Raw genomic sequence first — 16,587 nt, 5'->3', positions numbered from 1 at the left:
GCTTGATCCAGCTGATCAAATCCGGGCACCAGTCCCGCCGCGGCCGGACGCCGCCCGGACCGCAGGCCCGCGACGACTGTTGCCCGCACGTCTTCTTCTGCGCTGTCGCCCGCAGCTTTACCGGAAGGTTCCGTCCTGGTCTATTACCGGGTCTGGAGCCGGATACCTGCAAACAACCCATTGATTTGGAAAGGATCGAACAAGTGCCCGCGCGCGGGCGGCTACTCCCCAGGTCCCGCCAGAGGCCGCACCATCACTGTCGAGGAGGCGAATCCGAACAGGAACCGCAAGACCCCCAGCCTATCGGTCCGCACCGCCCGGAACCCCTGCCTCTCGTACAAGGCCCGGGCGCGGAAGTTCTCCTGGACCACGTCCAGCCTGACCGACCCATACCCCCGCTCTGCGGCCTCCTGATAAAGGGCACGCAGCAGCATCGACCCCACCCCCTTGCCCCGGTGCGCGCTGGCAACGCAGATCCCGTCGATCAGAAAGCGGTCGTTGTCGACATCGCGCCCCAAGGCCCAGAGAACACTGCCGCGCAACCGCCCACCGACCCGGCCGTAGACCTGGGTCAGGTCCTCCCAGGTCCCGCCGGCAAAGCTGCCAGCCGGGGTCTTGTAACCCGCGATCCCGATCAGCTCTCCACCATCGCCCACCGCCGAGAAACAGAGATCCCCCCGGATCACCCGTTCGAAGAACCGCAGCGCCCGGTCGTCCGGCCCGAGGACCCGCCCCAGTTTGCCCCCGAATGCCTCCCAATACAGCCGCGCCGCCTGTGGGCGGAGCTGGGGATGCAGGCCGCGGAAGATGGTCACGCCCATGTCAGCGCCTCGGCAAGGTGGGGGGCGTGCCCGGCGCCGAGGATCCAGCCCTCTTCGACCGCTTCCGGAGGGGCTTCGAACAAGGGGGCCAGGTGCCCCCGCTGCGCCAGCCGATACAAGGCCCGCGACAAGAGCCGCACCTGGGCCTGGTCGGCAGTCAGCCCCCCGGCATTGGCAAGCATCGCCACCGGCCCTGCGATCAGCGAAGGGTAGACCTCGGCCAGCACGATGGGCGCGTCGGGCGCTGCGAAGGGCCAGACGGCGACGCCGGGCCGCTGCGACAGCCGATGGATCATCGGCAGGCCGAGCAGGCTTTGCGAGCCGACCGAGCCTGGGTTGAACAGCATCCAGGGGCTTTTCGCACGGGGCACGGCGGCCTCGGCCAGGCGGGTCTCCGACAGGCTCAGCATGGCATAGTCGATGCCCGCGCGGCGAAAGGGCAGGCCGGGCCAGCTTTGCCCGCGTGGGTGGCTCCAGAACGGACCGGGGCCTTCCGGGAAGGCGGCGTTGATGCGGGTTGCGACCTCGAAGCGGTTGTTGCGGTTGTCCACATCGGTGATCGCCGCATCCAGCCAGCGCCAGACGGCCTCGGCGCGCGCCTGGCCGGTCAGCCGGGCGGCAAAGCCTGCGGGGTAGCCCATCGCGAAGTCGAAGCCGATCAGGACCCGCATCCCATTGGCTTGTGCGGTGTCGATCAGCGTTGCAAGCTGCGCCTCGGCGGCGGCGCGTGTGCGGTGGTGCCATTCGGCCCCGCCCTCGGAGTCGTGGCAGCCGACCCAGACGGCGTTGGCCCGATAGGTCGGGCTGGTGGGCAGGTTCGCTGCCGACCAGTCGACCACGATCACCCGGTCAAACAAGCCCCACCTCGCGCAGGATGAAATCGGCGACGGCCTGCGTGTCGTTCAGGTCCAGCACCGGCACCGGCAGGGACAGCGCAGCATCCGTCGCCACCGCGCGCACCAGCGGATCGCCGGGCTGGATCAGCGGCTGACCCGTCTCCGCGCGCCAGACTTCTACCTTGGGATGGGCATCGCGCTTGTAACCCTCGACAAGCACAAGATCGACCGGGGCGAGGCGGGCCAGCACGGCGGGAAGTTCCGGCTCGGGTCCCCGATGCTCCACCAGAATCGCCAGTCGGTCGGCAGAGGCCAGCACGACCTCACGCGCTCCGGCGGCGCGGTGACGGAACGTGTCCTTTCCCGGCTGATCCAGATCGACGTCGTGGTGGACATGCTTGACCGTGGATACCGAAAACCCCCGCCCGGTGATCTCGCTCACCAGCCGTTCCATCAGGCTGGTCTTGCCCGAATTCTTCCAGCCCATCACGCCATAGACCTTCATGCCGTCCCCCGGATCAGGGCCTCGGCGGCGGCAAGGTCGTCGGGTGTGTTCAGGTTCCGAAAGGCACGCGCATCGGGAAAGCGGGCGCGGGCGGCGTGGTGGGCCTCGGCAAAGCGCAGCACGCGCGCTTCGCCCGAGCCAAGGAATTCGGCCAGTGCGGGGGCAAGGCCAAGGGGCCAGAGCGCGGTTGCGGGATGATCGCCTGTCTCGTCCGACGCAATGGCAAGGCCCTCGGGCGCGTTTTCGGCAGCCAGCAGCAAGTGCGGCACCAGGTCGCCGGGCAGGAACGGAGTGTCCACCGGGGTCGAGACGACATGGGTCGCGCCCAGTTCGGCGGCAAGGGTCAGGGCCGCAAGCACCCCCGACAGCGGTCCTTGCGGGCGGGCATCGGGCAGAACGCTACAGCCGAATCCCGCAAAGCGCGCAGGATCGCCATTGGCCGAGATCAGCACCCGCTCCACCTGAGGCTCCAGCCGGTCAAGGACATGGGCGATCAGCGGGCGGCCGGCCAAGGGCACCAGGGCCTTGTCCACCCCGCCCATCCGTCGGCCCTCCCCACCCGCCAGGATCACCCCGAAGATGCGCAACCTGCCCGCCTTTCCGCTGTCTTCGGCGGGCACCCTACCGCATCCCGCGCCCGGTTCAAGCAAGCGCCGCCCGCCTAAAGCGGGGTCCCGTCGCGCTGCACCAGAAGCACGCCGTGGTTGTCGTCGGCGTCGTCGTCGGTGATGACCCGCGTCGTGACGCCGGGCAGACGGCCGAAGGCCTCGGACAGCTTCTTGGGGTAAAAGGTCTGCGGCAGGCTTTCGAATCCAGGCACCCCGCGAAGGACTGACGATGTCGCTTGCGTACACATCGCCTTGGGCACCGCGCCATAGGCCTTGACCCGTTCCAGCACCAGTTCGGCTGTTTCAGGCGAGACGTAGATCTTCTGCTCGATCGTGTTGTAGGTGATGCGGGTGTGGTAATCGAGGTAGAAGGCCACCGCCTTGTCGGTCATGCCGAAATGCACATCGTTCCGTTCCGGCAGTTTCGGATGATACCAGGTGCCCGCCGGGTCGAAGATGACGCGTTCGGACGCATTGACCAGGATCGCCGAATGCGCCCCCGACCCGGTGCGGGTGTTGACCACCGTGTAAAGCGTGATCGACGGCGGTTCCTGCGAAACGAACCGGGCGGCATCGACCTGCTCTTGCGGCGCCCATTTCGGCTCGGCCCCGCAGGCGGCAAGCGCCAGGGCGATCACAAGTCCGAAGACAGCACGAATCAGGCGACCCACGGAACGGCTGTCGGTCAGGCGTTGACCAGGCCCATGAAGATCAGGACGCCGATCACGATGCAGGCCACCCAGACCGCCATGCGGACGAAGCCCTCAAAGGTCTTTTCGTGCGCACGGATGTCCATCGTGCCATGAACGTGGTCTGCATTGTGATGATCGGCCATGGTCGCGTTCCCTTGAAAACCGGCGTTTGACTGCCTGATACCGGATTCTCCACGGCCTGTCACGGGTGCGTCGCAGTCCAGCTGGCCCGGCAGTTCATCCTGCCGAGCCGTCGCCGGAATCGCCGCCAAGCCATCCCGCGTCCAGTTGAAAGCCGATCCGGCGCGGGGGCTCGGCCTCGGTCTCTTTCGGCACCGCGCGCAAGGTCACAGACAGCTGCGTCACATGCTGGATCAGCTGGGTCTTTGCCCCGTTTTCGTCGCGGCCGTAGAAGGTGATGATGTCCGGGTCGAAATAGCCCAGACCCTCGATCCGAATGACGCCGGAGTCGTCCGAGGCAAAGCCCATCGCGATTTCCTGTTTCGCATCCAGCGTGGCCTCGAACTGGCGGATACAGGCCACCAGCCGGTCGTGCGCCCATTCTGCGGGGCTTTTCGGCCGGACTGGCGCCTTGCTGGCGACGGCTTTCCGTGCGGGGGTCTTCTCGTCTGCCTTCACCATGGTGCCCGTCCTATGGAACTTTAACGACACAAGGCGCGAAACCGTTCCGACCTGCAAGAGGTGCAATCGCGGGTCGGCTTGCCTGACTTGCCCGGTCGACCGCCCGGGAGTACGCAGCCTCAGCGGAAGTGACCAGACGACCGTTCGAACGCCGGAACGCATGCCTTGATCGACAGTACGATGCTCACCTTCACGCTCCGGTCGGCCGGGCTTGCCATCGCGCTCTTCGGCGCGGTCGAGCTTCTGGCCGACCGCATGAAGCGGTCTCTGGCCTGGGCGCTTGCGCTGTTCCTGGGGATCGCGGCGTTTGACAGTCTTGTCACCCTTGACGAGCTGTGGCGCCACGCCCCGCAGGCCAGCTGGATCTGCGCGCTGGAACTTCTTCTGACCATCCTTTATGGCCCGGCGATCTACCTTTACATCCTGACCGCGACCGGAAAGGCCCCCACGACGCGGCGGATCGCAGGCAGCCTCGGGGGCTCGCTGGCCTTGGGGATGGCACTCCTGTCGGCCTTCCTGATCCTGCCTCCGCAGACCCGGATCGACCTTCAGCTGGGCACCCCGATCACCGACGCAGATCAGGCTCTGGTGGCCGGAGTCGTCGCCTGGGTGATGCGGATCAGCTATCTGCTGTTGCTCCTCGGCTTTCTGGTCGCCTCATGGCGGGCGCTGGACGACAACCTCAGGCGGCTCAGCGGGCTGTTCTCCTCCATCGAGGACAGAAGCATGGGCTGGCTGCGTGGGGTGATGATCCTGATCGTTGCGGCCGCGGGCTGGGTGGCGGTGCAGGGGCTCTTCGAACAGGTCCCGCAACTGGGTGGCGGCTGGCCGGCGACAGTGAATGGCGCGATCACCCTGCTCGTGGCCGGCCTCCTCGCGCATTTCGGCCTCCGCCAGCGCCCGGCGTTGCAAGAGGCCGACCTGCCCGCCCCGTCGGCCCCGCAAGTGGCCGAGAAATACGCGCGTTCGGCTCTGGATCCCGAGCGGATGCAAAGGCTTGCCGAACGGATGGTGCAGGTGATGCGCAGCCAGGCGCTGCACCGTGACCCCAACCTTTCGCTGCGCGGCCTGTCCGACGCCGTGGGCGCAAGCCCCAACTATGTCTCGCAGACGCTGAACGACCATCTGGGTGTCAGCTTCTTCGACTTCGTGAACGGCTTCCGCGTCGAAGAGGCCGAGCGGCTGTTGCGCAAGACCGATACCCCGGTCACGAACATCGCCTTCGAGGTCGGCTTTAACTCGCGGTCGACGTTCAACGCTGCGATCCGAAAGCACCGCGACACATCACCGACCGGAATGCGCCGCCTGGGCTGACGTCCTATCCGTCCCGTCAGGTCGCCGGACTGTCCGGGCCTGCCCGTCCGGACGCGCGCGCGTGAAACCTGTGGCATGGCCGCGCGGCAGCCCATTTCCGGGCTGAAACGACAGGAAATCTTCATGCTTCATCTTGCCACCTCCTCACGTCCTGCTTTGGGCCCCGTACTTTCCCTCCTGGCCCTGGGCGCCCTTTGCCAGCCCGATGGCGCCGCCGCCGAGGGCCTGAAATACTCGCTTGGCCTCTACGGTGTCGCCACGTCCTCTCCCTTCGATGCCGACAAGGTCAAAGGAACTGCGGCCCCCGATTTCCGGATCGAGGGAGAGAGTTTCAGCTTCGGCACGAACGGATTGACCTACGATCTTGTCGAGACCGGACAGTTCACCCTTTCGGCGCGGCTGGCACCGCGGTTTGTCGTGGCCGATCCGGCGGATGTCGCGGGTCTTGAGCACCTGAAACGCGACATCGCGGTTGAGGCAGGTTTCGCCGCAAGCCTGGCGCTTGGTTCCACCGAACTGAGCCTGGAAGCCCTGAAGGACGTCTCGGACACGCATGACGGGATGGCGGTGACGGCTATGGTCGGGACCACTTTCGAATGCACCGATCGCCTGTCGATCCACGCGCAGGCCGGGGCAACCTGGATGGATCGCAAGCTGGCGACCTACAGCTACGGCGTGCTGTCCTCGGAAGCGCGCCCCGGCCTTGCCGCCTATTCGGTGAAAGAGGCGCTGATTCCCACCGTCGGGGTCACCGCGAACTATGCCCTGACCGACAAGACCGCGCTGGTCGGCGGCCTGACGGCGGACTTCCTGCCCGACAGCGTTACCGCCAGCCCGATCGTCAAGCGCGACAATGTCGTCTCGGTCATGCTGGGTCTGAGACATGACTTTTAAGGACGCAGCGCCGATCCTTCCCGGCTTGCACCGCGAAGATCGCTTCGACCTGCAGGGCTGATCCGGCGCTGTCCTCTTCGCGCTGTCGGGAGGGCTTGCTTGGCCGGATCTCTGACCCTGGCGCAGCCTGGGGATCATGCGCCGGGGTCAGCCCAAACCGGCCTCGGCCTCGATCTGGGCCTTCGACTTCCGCGCGCGCTCGGTCGCCGATTTCAGCTGCCCGCAGGCCGCCATGATGTCCTCACCGCGCGGGGTGCGGATGGGGGTGGCAAAGCCCGCATGATAAAGAATGTCGGCAAAGGCATGGATGCGATTGTTCGAGGACCGCCTGTAGGGCGCGCCGGGCCATTCGTTGAAGGGGATCAGGTTCACCTTGGCCGGGATGCCTTCCAGCAGCTTCACCAGGCGGTGCGCGTCTTCCTTGGTGTCGTTGACGCCGTCCAGCATCACATATTCGAAGGTGATCCGCTCGCTGTTCGACAGGTTCGGATAGGCCTTCAGCGCCTCCAGCAGGGTTGCGATGTTCCAGCGCTTGTTGATCGGCACAAGCACGTCGCGCACCTCGTCGGTGGTGGCGTGGAAGCTGATCGCCAGCTGGCAGCCGATTTCCGTCGCGGTGCGGGCGATTTCCGGGACAACGCCCGACGTGGACAGGGTGATCCGCCGCCGACCAAGGGCGATTCCCTCGCCGTCCATCACGATCTGCATCGCGTCGCGGACGTTTTCAAAGTTGTAAAGCGGCTCGCCCATCCCCATGAGGACGATGTTGGAGATGAGGCGGATCTCTTCCTTCGGTGCGCCCGGCACAGGCCATTCGTCCAGATCGTCGCGCGCCATCATCACCTGGCCGACGATCTCTGCCGCCGTCAGGTTGCGGACCAGCTTCTGCGTGCCGGTGTGGCAGAAGGAACAGGTCAGCGTGCAGCCGACCTGCGAGGAGATGCACAAAGTTCCCCGGTCGGTTTCCGGGATGTAGACCACCTCGACCTCATGCCCGCCGGCGATGCGCACAAGATACTTGCGGGTGCCGTCTGCACTGATCTGGCGGGTCACGACCTCGGGGATCTCGATGGTGAAGTTCTCGGCCAACAGCGCGCGGTAGTCCTTGGACAGGTTCGTCATCAGCGCGAAATCGCGGACGCCCCAGTGGTAGACCCATTGCCAGACCTGCCCCAGCCGCATCTTGGCCTGCTTCTCGGGCGTGCCCGCAGCGATCAAGGCATCGCGCAGGGCGGCGCGGGTCAGGCCGACGATGTTCGTCTTGCCCGTCGCGGGCAGCTTGCGCGGGATGGTCAGCACGTCGGGGCTGATGGGAGCGGTCATCTGGCAGATCCTTTCACGGGGCCTTGTCACAGGCGATCTGGTGTGGCGTGGGTATAGGGCAGGGCCAGGCAAAAGAAAAGCGCCCCGCGATGGGGGCGCCCCATGGTCATGCGGCAAGGCTTACTTGCAGCGGGTCTCGGCGTCCGTCATCGCCGCAGTGAAGCCGCGCAGCGAGAAGGTGTCCTTCGTCTGCGTGCCCTTGCCCGACCGCGCGGTCAGCACCGCTGTCGTGCCTTTCTTCATCGCCGCCAGCAGTTTGGCGTCCTCCTCCGCGCTGCCCGGCCAGGCCCATTCGCCATCGGTGAAAAGCTGATAGGACGTGCCGTCGATCGCGACATCGACCGTCGAGCCGCTGGCAAAGGGATAGCCGCCGGTAAAGCTGATCTCACCCGGTTTTCCGGGGCGGAAGGTCACGAACAGCAGGATGTCGCCACGCCGCACGCTGACGGGCTGGCCGTCTCGGGTGTTGACGGTTTCCTTCGGCTTCGAGACGCCCCAGCACTCCTTGGGGCTTTCCTCGGTGAAAACGTTCCAGTCCGTCATCGTGGCGACGCGGTTGGTGGATTCCTGAGCCTGGGCGGTTGCCCCGCTGACGCTGATCGCGGCAATCGCAAGCATGCGACCGAAAAGGGATGTCATGGTTGACGCAGCCTCCAAGCTGTCTTCGTGCCTCGCCGTCCCGACCTGCCCGTTGGCCCTTTTGACTGGCGCGGCGCCGTTCTACCCGATATTGCAGCCATAATCAAAAGCACCCGGGCGGGAAAGCCCTGTGGGCGACAATTCGCGCATATGTGACGGAGGATCAATGGCAAAGGTCAGTGACGGAGCGGTTCCCCTGCTGGAAGTCTGGCGCGGCGGGCTGCTGGAATGCGTCCATCAGGGCCATGCGGTGATCTGCGACACCAAGGGCATCGTTGCCGCCTGGGGCAACCCCGATGCGGTGATCTTCCCGCGGTCCTCCTGCAAGATGATCCAGGCCCTGCCCTTGATCGAAACCGGGGCCGCCGACGCGCGCGGGCTGACGCAACAGCACCTGGCGCTGGCCTGTGCCAGCCATCGCGGCGCGCATGTCCATGTCGAACTTGCCGGGCGCTGGATTGCCGACCTTGGCCTGTCCGAATCCGATCTGCGCTGCGGCGCACATGAGCCGGGCGATGTCGAGGAGCGCGATCGTCTGATCCGCGCACGCGAACAGCCCTGCCAGCTGCACAACAACTGTTCGGGCAAGCATTCCGGTTTCCTGACCGTCACCCAACACCTGAAGGCCGGGCCGGAATATGTCGAGATCGACCACCCGCTGCAAAAGGCCATCCGCGCCGCGACCGAAGAGGTCACGGACGAGACGGTGGCAGGCTGGGGTGTCGATGGCTGCTCGGCCCCGAACTTCGCAATGACGGCGGGGGCGCTCGCCCGCGGGATGGCGAAATTCGCCGCCGCCCGCGAAGGCCATGGCGCGCGCGAGGATGCGATGGTCCGTCTGACCCGCGCGATGGCCGCGCATCCGCACCTCGTCTCGGGCGAGGGGCAGGCCTGCACCGAACTGATGCGGGCGATGGGGGGGCGGGTCGCGATCAAGGGCGGGGCCGAGGCCGTCTATGTCGCCATCGTGCCGGAGAAGGGCCTGGGTATCGCCCTGAAAGTGGTGGACGGCGGCTATCGCGCGTCCGAGGCGGCGGTGGCTGCGCTTCTGGCGAAGATCGGTGTCCTTGATCCCGCGCATCCGGCGGCGGTCAAGCGCATGGCCGGGGTGCAGCGCAACTGGCGCGGGCTGGAGACCGGGTTCTACCGCCTGGCCCCGGGCTTTCCCGGTTGATTTCGGGGGGCAGGTGCGTAAGCTTTCGCAATGAACGCCGAGGCGCCGATCCCCTTTCCACAGGCTGACCGCATCGCGGACGAGGTCCGCTTTGACCGCAAGGAACTGAACCAGATCCTTCGGGTCTATGGCCGCATGGTCGCGGCGGGGGAATGGCGCGACTATGCCATCGCCGCGATGCGCGACCTGGCGGTCTTCGCCGTCTTCCGTCGTAGCGCCGAAACCCCGCTCTACCGGATCGAGAAACGCCCGAAACTGCGGGCGCGCCAGGGGCTATACGCCGTTGTCGGCATGGACGGCCGGGTGCTGCGCCGGGGGCAGGATCTGGATCAGGTGCTGAAGATGTTCGAGCGCCGCCTGATCGGGCCGGTCTGAAAGCTCTCCCGCCTAGAGCCGCTGCCGCGTCTGCACCAGCCCGCCCCCTCCGGCCGAGATCCGCGCGACCGCTTCCTTCATGCCCTCGTAGGACACCGACATCGTGTGTCCGTTGGCATGGATCATCCGGTCACGATCGACGACCATTGCGACATGGCCCTTCCAGAAGATCAGATCACCGCGCTTCATCGGCTCGTTGGGGGAAAGCTGGCGGCCCAGCGCCATCTGCATGTCGCTGTCGCCGGGGCAGGGCAGGCCGCAGGCATGCAGCGACAGCTGCACCAGTCCCGAACAATCCACGCCGAACCGCGAATTGCCGCCCCAGAGATAGGGCGTGCCCAGCAGACTTTCCGCCACCGCCACCGGATCGCTGGCCCAATCCCCCAGCGCCCGCAGGTGGCGCAGCGGCACGAAGCCGTGCGGGGTGTTCGCCCAGGCCCCCCAGGACCCCACAACCGTCAGCCGCGAGCCCAGGCTCAGCGCCATCCGTTCCGGCGCCTGCACCTGCGGCTCGGAGTAGAGATGCGTCCCCGGCGAGGCGACCCAATGCGTCGGTGCCGGACCCTGGCCCAGATCGCTTTCCGCCATCCAGCCGCAATAGCCGTCCTTTGCCGACATCACGAAGACATGGCCATTGTCGCGGTCGATGACGGTGACGGCATCGCCCAGCAACAGCTGACGGTCGCGCAATCCGCCGGGGCTTTCGCACAGGTTGGCAACCGGCACCGTGACCTGAGCCTGCAATCCCTCGGTCAGCGGCGCATTGACCACGCCGGACAGCGACACATGCGCCACGCGACCGGAATAGGGGGTCAGCCGTCTGTCCATCATGCGCTCCTCAACTCGTCCTGCCACTTCACACCGATCAGAACGTCCAACCTGGCATGGATCGCGGTTCCTACAGCTTCACCATTTCCGCCAGCCCTTCAAGCAGCGCACGCGCGCCCTGACCCACGCCGCCCTTCGGTCGGGCGGGCTGATCCGTCGGCGTGTGCCCGTAGATGTCGAAGTGCAGATAGCGCGGCCCGTCGACAAACCGGCGCAGGAACAGGGCTGCGGTGATCGACCCGGCAAAGCCGAAGCCCGGGGCATTGTCCAGATCGGCGATGCCGGGTTCGATCACGGTCTCATAGGGGTCATGGAACGGCATCCGCCAGACCGGATCGAATCCGGCCCTCGCCCCGGCCTCCAGCGCTGCGGCCAGACCCGGATCGTCGGTGTAGTAGGGCGCAAGGTCCGGCCCCACGGCCACCCGCGCCGCCCCGGTCAGCGTCGCCATGCTGACCAGAACGTCCGGCGCATCCTCACAGGCCAGGGCCAGCGCATCGGCCAGCACCAGCCGCCCCTCTGCATCGGTGTCGTTGACCTCGACCGTCAGCCCCTTGCGGCTGGTCAGGATGTCCTTAGGCTTGATCGCATTTCCCGCCACCAGGTTCTCCACCGCCGGGATCAGCACCCGCAGCCGCAACGGCAGGTCCAGCGCCATTATCATCCGCGCCAGGCCCATCACGGTCGCCGCGCCGCCCATGTCCTTCTTCATCAGGTTCATGCCTGACGAGGGCTTCAGGTTCAGCCCGCCGGTGTCGAAACAGACCCCCTTGCCGACGAGCGCCAGCTTCGGCCCGCGCTGGCCCCAGCGCAAATCCAGCAGGCGCGGAGCCCGCGGGCTGGCGCGGCCCACGGCATGGATCATCGGAAAGTTCCGCTCCAGCAGGTCCTCGCCCCGCGTTGCCTCGAACGAGGCCCCGAACTCTGCCGCCAGTGCCGCCAGCGCGGCCTCAAGCTCGGCCGGGCCCATGTCCTCGGCGGGCGTGTTGATGAGATCGCGCGTCAGCGCCTCGCCCTCGGCCATCGCGATCAGCCGCGCGGGGTTCAACCCGTCCGGGCAGACCAGCCGAGGCTGCGGCGCGGTCTTGCGGGCCGTGCGATAGCGGTCAAAACGGTAGCCCGACAGCAGCCAGGCCAGCGCCGCCTCGGTCTTCTCGGCGCTATCCAGCACCCCTTCCAGCCGCCAGTCACCCTCGGGCAGCCCGGTCACGGCCTTGGCCAGCCCGAACCGCTGCCTCCGCCGCGCCTGGGCCGTGCCATAGCCTGCCACCGCGCCCGCAATTCCGCCGTCCGGCCCCGGCAACAGGCGCAGCTCGCCAAGGCCAGCCTCGAAGCCTGTGGCCGTGAGCCAACCGGCCCAGGCCGCCCCCGGCCCGTCCAGGAATCGTGAAAGTTCTTCCTGGCGCAGGACATGCAGAGGCTTTGCGGCGGGCGAGGAATCGGCGAAAGCGAAGGTCACGCGACTGGACATCCTTGAAGTTGTCTGAAAACGCTATCCGCCAGATGCCGTGCTTCCCGTCGGAAAATCAAGCATCCTCTAAGGATTACAGCAGATTCTCCGACAAACGCCGCCAAACTGATGCAGCACGCCCGCACTGTCGCAAACGTGGAAATGGGTCTTCAGCCAAGGGATTGCGTCCGGCGATCGGCATACAACCCAGGGCTGTGAGAGTCGGTCCCGGGCAGGCGTCACGACCCGGAAGCGGTCCGACAGCGGGCCGCGCGGCCGACTGCCATTGTCCACTATCGGAAATGATCTGCAGGCTGTGCCTGCAGGACCAAAGACCGCTCGGCCACCCGCAAGAGCCGCGCCCAGACCGCCGAGAAAGCCGTGCTGTCGGCGCGCTCCAGACAGGTCTTGGCGTCCCCGGCCACCGTGGCCAGGCTGGACAGCCCCAGATCCCCGGCCAGCCGCGTCAGCCGACCCAGTTGCCGCGCCAGATCGCGCAATTCCTGAGACCGGACCTTTTCGGCGATCCCCGCCATGGTCAGTGCCAGTTCGCCCAAGGCCCGCGTCACCATCTGTTCGGCCACCGGCGCGCCAAGATTGCGGTAGATCACCGCGATCGCCTCGACGTCCTGATGCACGACCTCGCGCGGTCTGAGAGTGGAAATCTCACCCATCGCATACACCCAAGTTGCAACACACCCGATCCCAGCCTCTGCCACCATGCTGAAGAATTGGTTGCCTTTGGCACGACCCGGGCTGAATTTGCCCCTCGAATTTTCCGCAAATGCAGCATAGCCAGAGGCTGACGAAGGACTCACCGACCATGACCAACTATATCCGGCCGCTGCCCAGTTACCTCGTCCAACGGTTTCACGGCTGGCGCGCCACCACCTATCAGGACAACCGCGCCTGGTACCGTCGCCTTGCCGAAAGCGGCCAGCATCCCCGGGCCATGGTGATCTCGTGCTGCGACAGCCGGGTCCACGTCACCTCGATCTTCGGCGCGGACGAGGGCGAGTTCTTCATCCACCGCAACGTGGCCAACCTCGTGCCGCCCTACAACCCGGACGGCGAATATCACGGCACGTCGGCAGCGGTCGAATATGCGGTCACCAGCCTTGGCGTCGCGCATATCGTGGTGCTGGGACATTCCAACTGCGGCGGAGTCAAGGGCTGCCACGACATGTGCCGCGGCCATGCCCCGGCGCTGGAAGAACGCAGCAGTTTCGTCGGCCGCTGGATGGACATCCTGCGCCCCGGCTTCGACAAGGTCGCGCATCTGCCCGATGGGGAAATCCTGCAGGCGCTGGAAAAGCAGGCGGTCCTGACCAGCCTTGAAAACCTGATGACCTTCCCCTTCGTCCAGGCCGCGGTCAAGGACGATCGGCTGACCCTGCACGGGCTTTGGAACGACACGGGCGAGGGACTGCTGGAGGGATATGACCCGACGCGGGGCGGCTTCTTCCCGGTCTGAGGACCGACTATGGTCGGATACGCGGAACGGCCCCACGGTCCTAATCTGCGGCCATGCGCATCCTGTTCTGCCTTCTCTGGCTCTGCCTGTCCGCCCTTGCGGCGCTGGCCGATCCATCCCCGCGCGATCGCATCGCTCCCCTGATCGTCCCGCCCTATGCCCTGGGTGACGCGCTGGACGACAAGGGGGTCTACAGCCTGCTGAACTCGGGCGGGGCCGAGGCGGGCTATGTGTTCGAGACCGGCCCCCTGGCCCCTTTGCCGGGCTTCTCGGGCGGACCGATCAACATGCTGGTGATGCTCGATTTGCAGGGCACATTCATCGACGTCCGCCTGCTGGACCATAACGAGCCGATCTTCGTCTCGGGCCTGGGCGAAGCGCCGTTCCTGAAGTTCCTCGAACAATACCGGGGCCATTCGATCAACGAGTCGCTCGTGGTCGGCACCCCCTACGGCAGCGGCGGAGGGGCGGATCTTGTCTATCTGGACGGGGTGACAAAGGCGACCGCTTCGGTCCGCATCGCGCATGAATCGATCCTTGCCGCCACCCTGGCCGTCGCACGCGAACGGATGCAAGGCATCCAGTCCGCGCCGCCCGCCCACCCGAACCCGGATATCGACGAGCCGCTGACCTGGGAGGACCTCGTTGCCCAGGGCATCGCGCGGAACCTGCGCGTGACCAATGCGCAGGCCGACGCCGCCTTCGCCGGGACCCGCTGGGCCTCCGACGACCCCGAGGCGCGGGCTGACCCCCAGGGCCTCTACCTCGACCTGTGGGCGGTGGACCTTGGCCCGCCCTCGGTCGCCCGTGCCGTGCTGACCCCGGAAAGCCTGATCGACCTGAACCGCTTTCTTGCCGTCTCGCCGCAGGAAGAACCGATCCTTGTGATCGATACTGCCCGCCACGGCCTTGTCTCGGACAGTTTCGTCCGCAACACGGCGCCCGACCTTCTGTCGGCCACGCAAGGCGGCCTGCCGCTGGCGCTGCGTGACGCAGACCTTCTGTTCGAGACCCAGCCGCAGGTCCCCGAAGGCACCGCGATGATCCTGCGCATCGACCGCCGCCTCGGCTTTGACCCCGCCGCGGATTGGGAGCTTTCCGCAACAGCCATCCGCGAACACGGCCAGTTCCAGCCCGAGATCGGCAGCGCGCATTTCACCGTCACGCTGGCCGCCCCCGAACGCTTCTTCCTGCGCGAGACCCCGCCCGAAAAGCTCAGCCCCTGGCGCGAGGCCATCCTGAACCGGCAGGCCGATCTCTGGGCGCTGGCGGGCCTGCTTGCCCTGATGCTTGCCGCCCTCGGCCCCGGCATGAACCGCCTTGCCGACCATCCGCTGTTCACCCCGATCCGCCTGACCAGCCTTGCCGTCGTCCTCGGCTTCATCGGCTGGTGGGGGCAGGGGCAACTTTCCATCGTCACCCCGCTTGCCACGCTCCGCACCGCGCTGGACGGTGGGTCGCTGGCCTTCCTCCTTTATGACCCGTTCTCCCTCCTGATCTGGGCCGCCGCCATCCTGGGCTTCGTTCTCTGGGGCAGGGGCCTGTTCTGCGGCTGGCTCTGCCCCTTCGGCGCGCTCCAGGAATTCGCCCACCACCTGGGCCGCCTTCTCCGCCTGCCCGTGTGGGAGCCATCCGCGCGCTGGGACAGCCGGCTCAAATCCCTGAAATACCTGCTCCTTGCCGCCCTTGTCGGCGTGACGGTCTTCGCGCCCACCCATCTGGACAAGGCCGCCGAGGTCGAGCCGTTCAAGACTGCCATCACCACCTTCTTCCTCCGCGAATGGCCCTATGTCGCCTATGCCGCGTTGTGGCTGGTCCTGGGAACGCTCACCTTCAAGGGCTTCTGCCGCTGGGTATGCCCGCTTGGCGCCCTCATGGCCATCGGCGGCCTGATCCGGGGCCGTGACTGGATCGCACGGCGCAAGGAATGCGGATCGCCCTGCCAACTCTGCCGGGTGCGCTGCAAATACGGGGCAATCAAGGCGACGGGGCAGGTGCAGTATTCCGAATGCTTCCAGTGCCTCGACTGCGTGACGATCCACAACTCGCCGACCGCCTGTGTGCCGCTGGTGCTGGCGGCGAAGGGCCGCAGACTGACGCCAGAGCCGCCGCCCGCCGTCCCCGTCCTGCGCGAGGCCCGGCCATGATGAACCGCCGCCGCTTCCTCGCCCTCTCCGCTGCCGCTTTCGCCTCTCGCGCGCAGGCGCAGACCAGCTGGCAGGGCCGGGCCTTCGGCGCTGACTGCGCGCTTACCCTTTCTGGCCCCCCGCGTCAGGCCGAGGCCGCTCTCGCCACCCTGCCAGCCCTGATCGAGGCCATCGAGGCCGATTTCTCGCTCCATCGCCCCTCGGCCCTGACGCGGCTGAATGCCAGCGGAAGGCTTGACACCCTCTCCACCGCCTTCCGCGCCATGGTTGATCTGGCTCACTCCATCCACCGCATCACGGATGGCGCCTTCGACCCGACGGTTCAGCCGCTCTGGCAGGCCGCCGCCGAGGGGCGCCCGAACACCGCGCCCATCGGCTGGCATCAGATCCACCGCGATACCGGCATCACCCTGAAACCAGGCATGGCGCTGACCTTCAACGGCATCGCCCAGGGCTTCGGCGCCGATGCGGTGAAGGCCCACCTTGCGGCCCACGGTTTTGACCACGCGCTGGTCGACATGGGCGAAACCGCCGCACTGGGAGGCCCGTTCCGCCTGGCGGTCGAGGACCCGGCCTACGGCCGCCTCGCCACCCGCACGCTGACCGGCACCGCCATCGCGACCTCCTCGCCCCGCGCGACGCTGGTCAACGGCCAGCCGCATATCCTGCACCCGCAGGGCCTGCCGCCCCTGTGGTCCACCGTGTCGGTCGAGGCCACCACGGCTGCGCTGGCCGACGCCTTGTCAACCGCGCTCGTGTTCCTGACGCGGACCCGGATCGCCGCCCTGCGCCATCCCGGCCTGATCCGCGTCACTCTGGTCGATCATGACGGCAACCTGACCACGATCTGAAATGCAGAAGGCCC

19 protein-coding genes are annotated in these 16,587 nt (G+C 66.8%); 7 read left to right on the top strand and 12 right to left on the bottom strand.

All coding sequences use genetic code 11. From position 1 onward, the window contains the following. Positions 1-221 precede the first annotated feature (221 nt). The 7 genes from D5084_RS05585 to D5084_RS05555 form a co-directional block, all read right to left on the bottom strand. Positions 222-821: a GNAT family N-acetyltransferase gene (locus tag D5084_RS05585; protein WP_128514527.1), complete on the bottom strand. Its 600-nt coding sequence runs from the start codon at positions 819-821 to the stop codon at positions 222-224. Then, the gene (locus tag D5084_RS05580) at positions 812-1,678 is read right to left on the bottom strand and encodes a molybdopterin guanine dinucleotide synthesis (protein WP_128514526.1); all 867 of its coding nucleotides are present in this window, start codon (positions 1,676-1,678) and stop codon (positions 812-814) included. Before D5084_RS05580 ends, D5084_RS05585 begins: the two co-directional genes overlap by 10 nt. Beyond that, complete coding sequence (gene mobB, locus D5084_RS05575; protein WP_128514525.1) at positions 1,671-2,162, bottom strand: molybdopterin-guanine dinucleotide biosynthesis protein B; 492 nt, start codon at positions 2,160-2,162, stop codon at positions 1,671-1,673. The genes D5084_RS05580 and mobB overlap by 8 nt, the downstream gene beginning before the upstream one ends. Further along, positions 2,159-2,749 carry a molybdenum cofactor guanylyltransferase MobA gene (gene mobA / locus D5084_RS05570; protein WP_128514912.1) on the bottom strand — a complete coding sequence of 197 codons (591 nt, stop codon included), beginning with the start codon at positions 2,747-2,749 and terminating at the stop codon, positions 2,159-2,161. The genes mobB and mobA overlap by 4 nt, the downstream gene beginning before the upstream one ends. Positions 2,750-2,823: 74 nt before the next feature. Next, positions 2,824-3,441 carry a hypothetical protein gene (locus D5084_RS05565; RefSeq protein ID WP_354001214.1) on the bottom strand — a complete coding sequence of 206 codons (618 nt, stop codon included), beginning with the start codon at positions 3,439-3,441 and terminating at the stop codon, positions 2,824-2,826. A gap of 14 nt (positions 3,442-3,455) precedes the next feature. Then, complete coding sequence (locus D5084_RS05560; protein WP_128514524.1) at positions 3,456-3,605, bottom strand: aa3-type cytochrome c oxidase subunit IV; 150 nt, start codon at positions 3,603-3,605, stop codon at positions 3,456-3,458. A 94-nt stretch (positions 3,606-3,699) separates the two neighbouring features. Beyond that, positions 3,700-4,104, bottom strand: coding sequence for a DUF6173 family protein (locus D5084_RS05555; RefSeq protein WP_128514523.1), 405 nt, complete (start codon positions 4,102-4,104; stop codon positions 3,700-3,702). 165 nt (positions 4,105-4,269) lie between these two features. Here D5084_RS05555 and D5084_RS05550 point away from each other — a divergent pair, with 165 nt between their 5' ends. Further along, the gene (locus tag D5084_RS05550) at positions 4,270-5,418 is read left to right on the top strand and encodes a helix-turn-helix domain-containing protein (protein WP_128514522.1); all 1,149 of its coding nucleotides are present in this window, start codon (positions 4,270-4,272) and stop codon (positions 5,416-5,418) included. 123 nt (positions 5,419-5,541) lie between these two features. After that, positions 5,542-6,312: a MipA/OmpV family protein gene (locus D5084_RS05545; protein WP_162302383.1), complete on the top strand. Its 771-nt coding sequence runs from the start codon at positions 5,542-5,544 to the stop codon at positions 6,310-6,312. Between the two features lie 147 nt (positions 6,313-6,459). On the opposite strand, the gene rlmN is transcribed toward D5084_RS05545, so the two are convergent. Next, positions 6,460-7,635, bottom strand: a complete 1,176-nt coding sequence (gene rlmN, locus D5084_RS05540; protein ID WP_128514520.1) for a dual-specificity RNA methyltransferase RlmN — start codon at positions 7,633-7,635, stop codon at positions 6,460-6,462. A 120-nt stretch (positions 7,636-7,755) separates the two neighbouring features. After that, positions 7,756-8,274, bottom strand: coding sequence for an invasion associated locus B family protein (locus tag D5084_RS05535; RefSeq protein WP_128514519.1), 519 nt, complete (start codon positions 8,272-8,274; stop codon positions 7,756-7,758). Between the two features lie 166 nt (positions 8,275-8,440). On the opposite strand from D5084_RS05535, the gene D5084_RS05530 reads away from it, so the two are divergent. Together D5084_RS05530 and D5084_RS05525 are read left to right on the top strand one after the other, a co-directional pair. Beyond that, positions 8,441-9,448: an asparaginase gene (locus D5084_RS05530; protein WP_128514518.1), complete on the top strand. Its 1,008-nt coding sequence runs from the start codon at positions 8,441-8,443 to the stop codon at positions 9,446-9,448. A 30-nt stretch (positions 9,449-9,478) separates the two neighbouring features. Further along, positions 9,479-9,823 carry a DUF2794 domain-containing protein gene (locus D5084_RS05525; protein ID WP_128514517.1) on the top strand — a complete coding sequence of 115 codons (345 nt, stop codon included), beginning with the start codon at positions 9,479-9,481 and terminating at the stop codon, positions 9,821-9,823. Between the two features lie 12 nt (positions 9,824-9,835). Here the strand turns inward: D5084_RS05525 and D5084_RS05520 are convergent, their stop codons facing one another. From D5084_RS05520 to D5084_RS05510, 3 genes are all read right to left on the bottom strand, one after another. Next, positions 9,836-10,651 carry a C40 family peptidase gene (locus D5084_RS05520; RefSeq protein WP_128514516.1) on the bottom strand — a complete coding sequence of 272 codons (816 nt, stop codon included), beginning with the start codon at positions 10,649-10,651 and terminating at the stop codon, positions 9,836-9,838. A gap of 70 nt (positions 10,652-10,721) precedes the next feature. Beyond that, positions 10,722-12,110 carry a leucyl aminopeptidase family protein gene (locus D5084_RS05515; protein ID WP_128514515.1) on the bottom strand — a complete coding sequence of 463 codons (1,389 nt, stop codon included), beginning with the start codon at positions 12,108-12,110 and terminating at the stop codon, positions 10,722-10,724. Positions 12,111-12,394: 284 nt separating this feature from the next. Then, positions 12,395-12,775 carry a hypothetical protein gene (locus tag D5084_RS05510; RefSeq protein WP_128514514.1) on the bottom strand — a complete coding sequence of 127 codons (381 nt, stop codon included), beginning with the start codon at positions 12,773-12,775 and terminating at the stop codon, positions 12,395-12,397. Positions 12,776-12,924: 149 nt separating this feature from the next. Between D5084_RS05510 and D5084_RS05505 the strand changes: the two genes are divergently transcribed. Genes D5084_RS05505 through D5084_RS05495 form a run of 3 tightly spaced genes read left to right on the top strand, consistent with a single transcriptional unit; the run spans position 12,925 to position 16,573 of the window. Beyond that, the gene (locus D5084_RS05505) at positions 12,925-13,575 is read left to right on the top strand and encodes a carbonic anhydrase (RefSeq protein ID WP_128514513.1); all 651 of its coding nucleotides are present in this window, start codon (positions 12,925-12,927) and stop codon (positions 13,573-13,575) included. 53 nt (positions 13,576-13,628) lie between these two features. After that, entirely contained in the window at positions 13,629-15,722 is a 2,094-nt protein-coding gene (locus D5084_RS05500; RefSeq protein ID WP_128514512.1) for a 4Fe-4S binding protein, read from the top strand. Next, a complete protein-coding gene (locus D5084_RS05495) occupies positions 15,719-16,573 on the top strand; it encodes an FAD:protein FMN transferase (RefSeq protein ID WP_128514511.1) in 855 nt (284 codons plus the stop codon). Before D5084_RS05500 ends, D5084_RS05495 begins: the two co-directional genes overlap by 4 nt. Positions 16,574-16,587: the final 14 nt, after the last annotated feature.

It is taken from the genome of Tabrizicola thermarum, from assembly GCF_003574395.1.
Classification (GTDB): domain Bacteria; phylum Pseudomonadota; class Alphaproteobacteria; order Rhodobacterales; family Rhodobacteraceae; genus Tabrizicola; species Tabrizicola thermarum.
This window is presented reverse-complemented; position numbering and strand designations above follow the sequence as displayed.

Excerpts from the sequence above, each read along its gene's own strand:
- D5084_RS05505 (WP_128514513.1), top strand. The coding sequence starts at position 12,925 with ATGACCAACTATATCCGGCCGCTGCCCAGTTACCTCGTCCAACGGTTT.
- D5084_RS05555 (WP_128514523.1), bottom strand. The coding sequence starts at position 4,104 with ATGGTGAAGGCAGACGAGAAGACCCCCGCACGGAAAGCCGTCGCCAGC.
- D5084_RS05585 (WP_128514527.1), bottom strand. The coding sequence starts at position 821 with ATGGGCGTGACCATCTTCCGCGGCCTGCATCCCCAGCTCCGCCCACAG.
- D5084_RS05530 (WP_128514518.1), top strand. The coding sequence starts at position 8,441 with ATGGCAAAGGTCAGTGACGGAGCGGTTCCCCTGCTGGAAGTCTGGCGC.
- D5084_RS05545 (WP_162302383.1), top strand. The coding sequence starts at position 5,542 with ATGCTTCATCTTGCCACCTCCTCACGTCCTGCTTTGGGCCCCGTACTT.
- D5084_RS05510 (WP_128514514.1), bottom strand. The coding sequence starts at position 12,775 with ATGGGTGAGATTTCCACTCTCAGACCGCGCGAGGTCGTGCATCAGGAC.
- D5084_RS05495 (WP_128514511.1), top strand. The coding sequence starts at position 15,719 with ATGATGAACCGCCGCCGCTTCCTCGCCCTCTCCGCTGCCGCTTTCGCC.
- mobB (WP_128514525.1), bottom strand. The coding sequence starts at position 2,162 with ATGAAGGTCTATGGCGTGATGGGCTGGAAGAATTCGGGCAAGACCAGC.
- D5084_RS05525 (WP_128514517.1), top strand. The coding sequence starts at position 9,479 with ATGAACGCCGAGGCGCCGATCCCCTTTCCACAGGCTGACCGCATCGCG.
- rlmN (WP_128514520.1), bottom strand. The coding sequence starts at position 7,635 with ATGACCGCTCCCATCAGCCCCGACGTGCTGACCATCCCGCGCAAGCTG.
- D5084_RS05535 (WP_128514519.1), bottom strand. The coding sequence starts at position 8,274 with ATGACATCCCTTTTCGGTCGCATGCTTGCGATTGCCGCGATCAGCGTC.
- D5084_RS05560 (WP_128514524.1), bottom strand. The coding sequence starts at position 3,605 with ATGGCCGATCATCACAATGCAGACCACGTTCATGGCACGATGGACATC.
- D5084_RS05500 (WP_128514512.1), top strand. The coding sequence starts at position 13,629 with ATGCGCATCCTGTTCTGCCTTCTCTGGCTCTGCCTGTCCGCCCTTGCG.
- D5084_RS05520 (WP_128514516.1), bottom strand. The coding sequence starts at position 10,651 with ATGGACAGACGGCTGACCCCCTATTCCGGTCGCGTGGCGCATGTGTCG.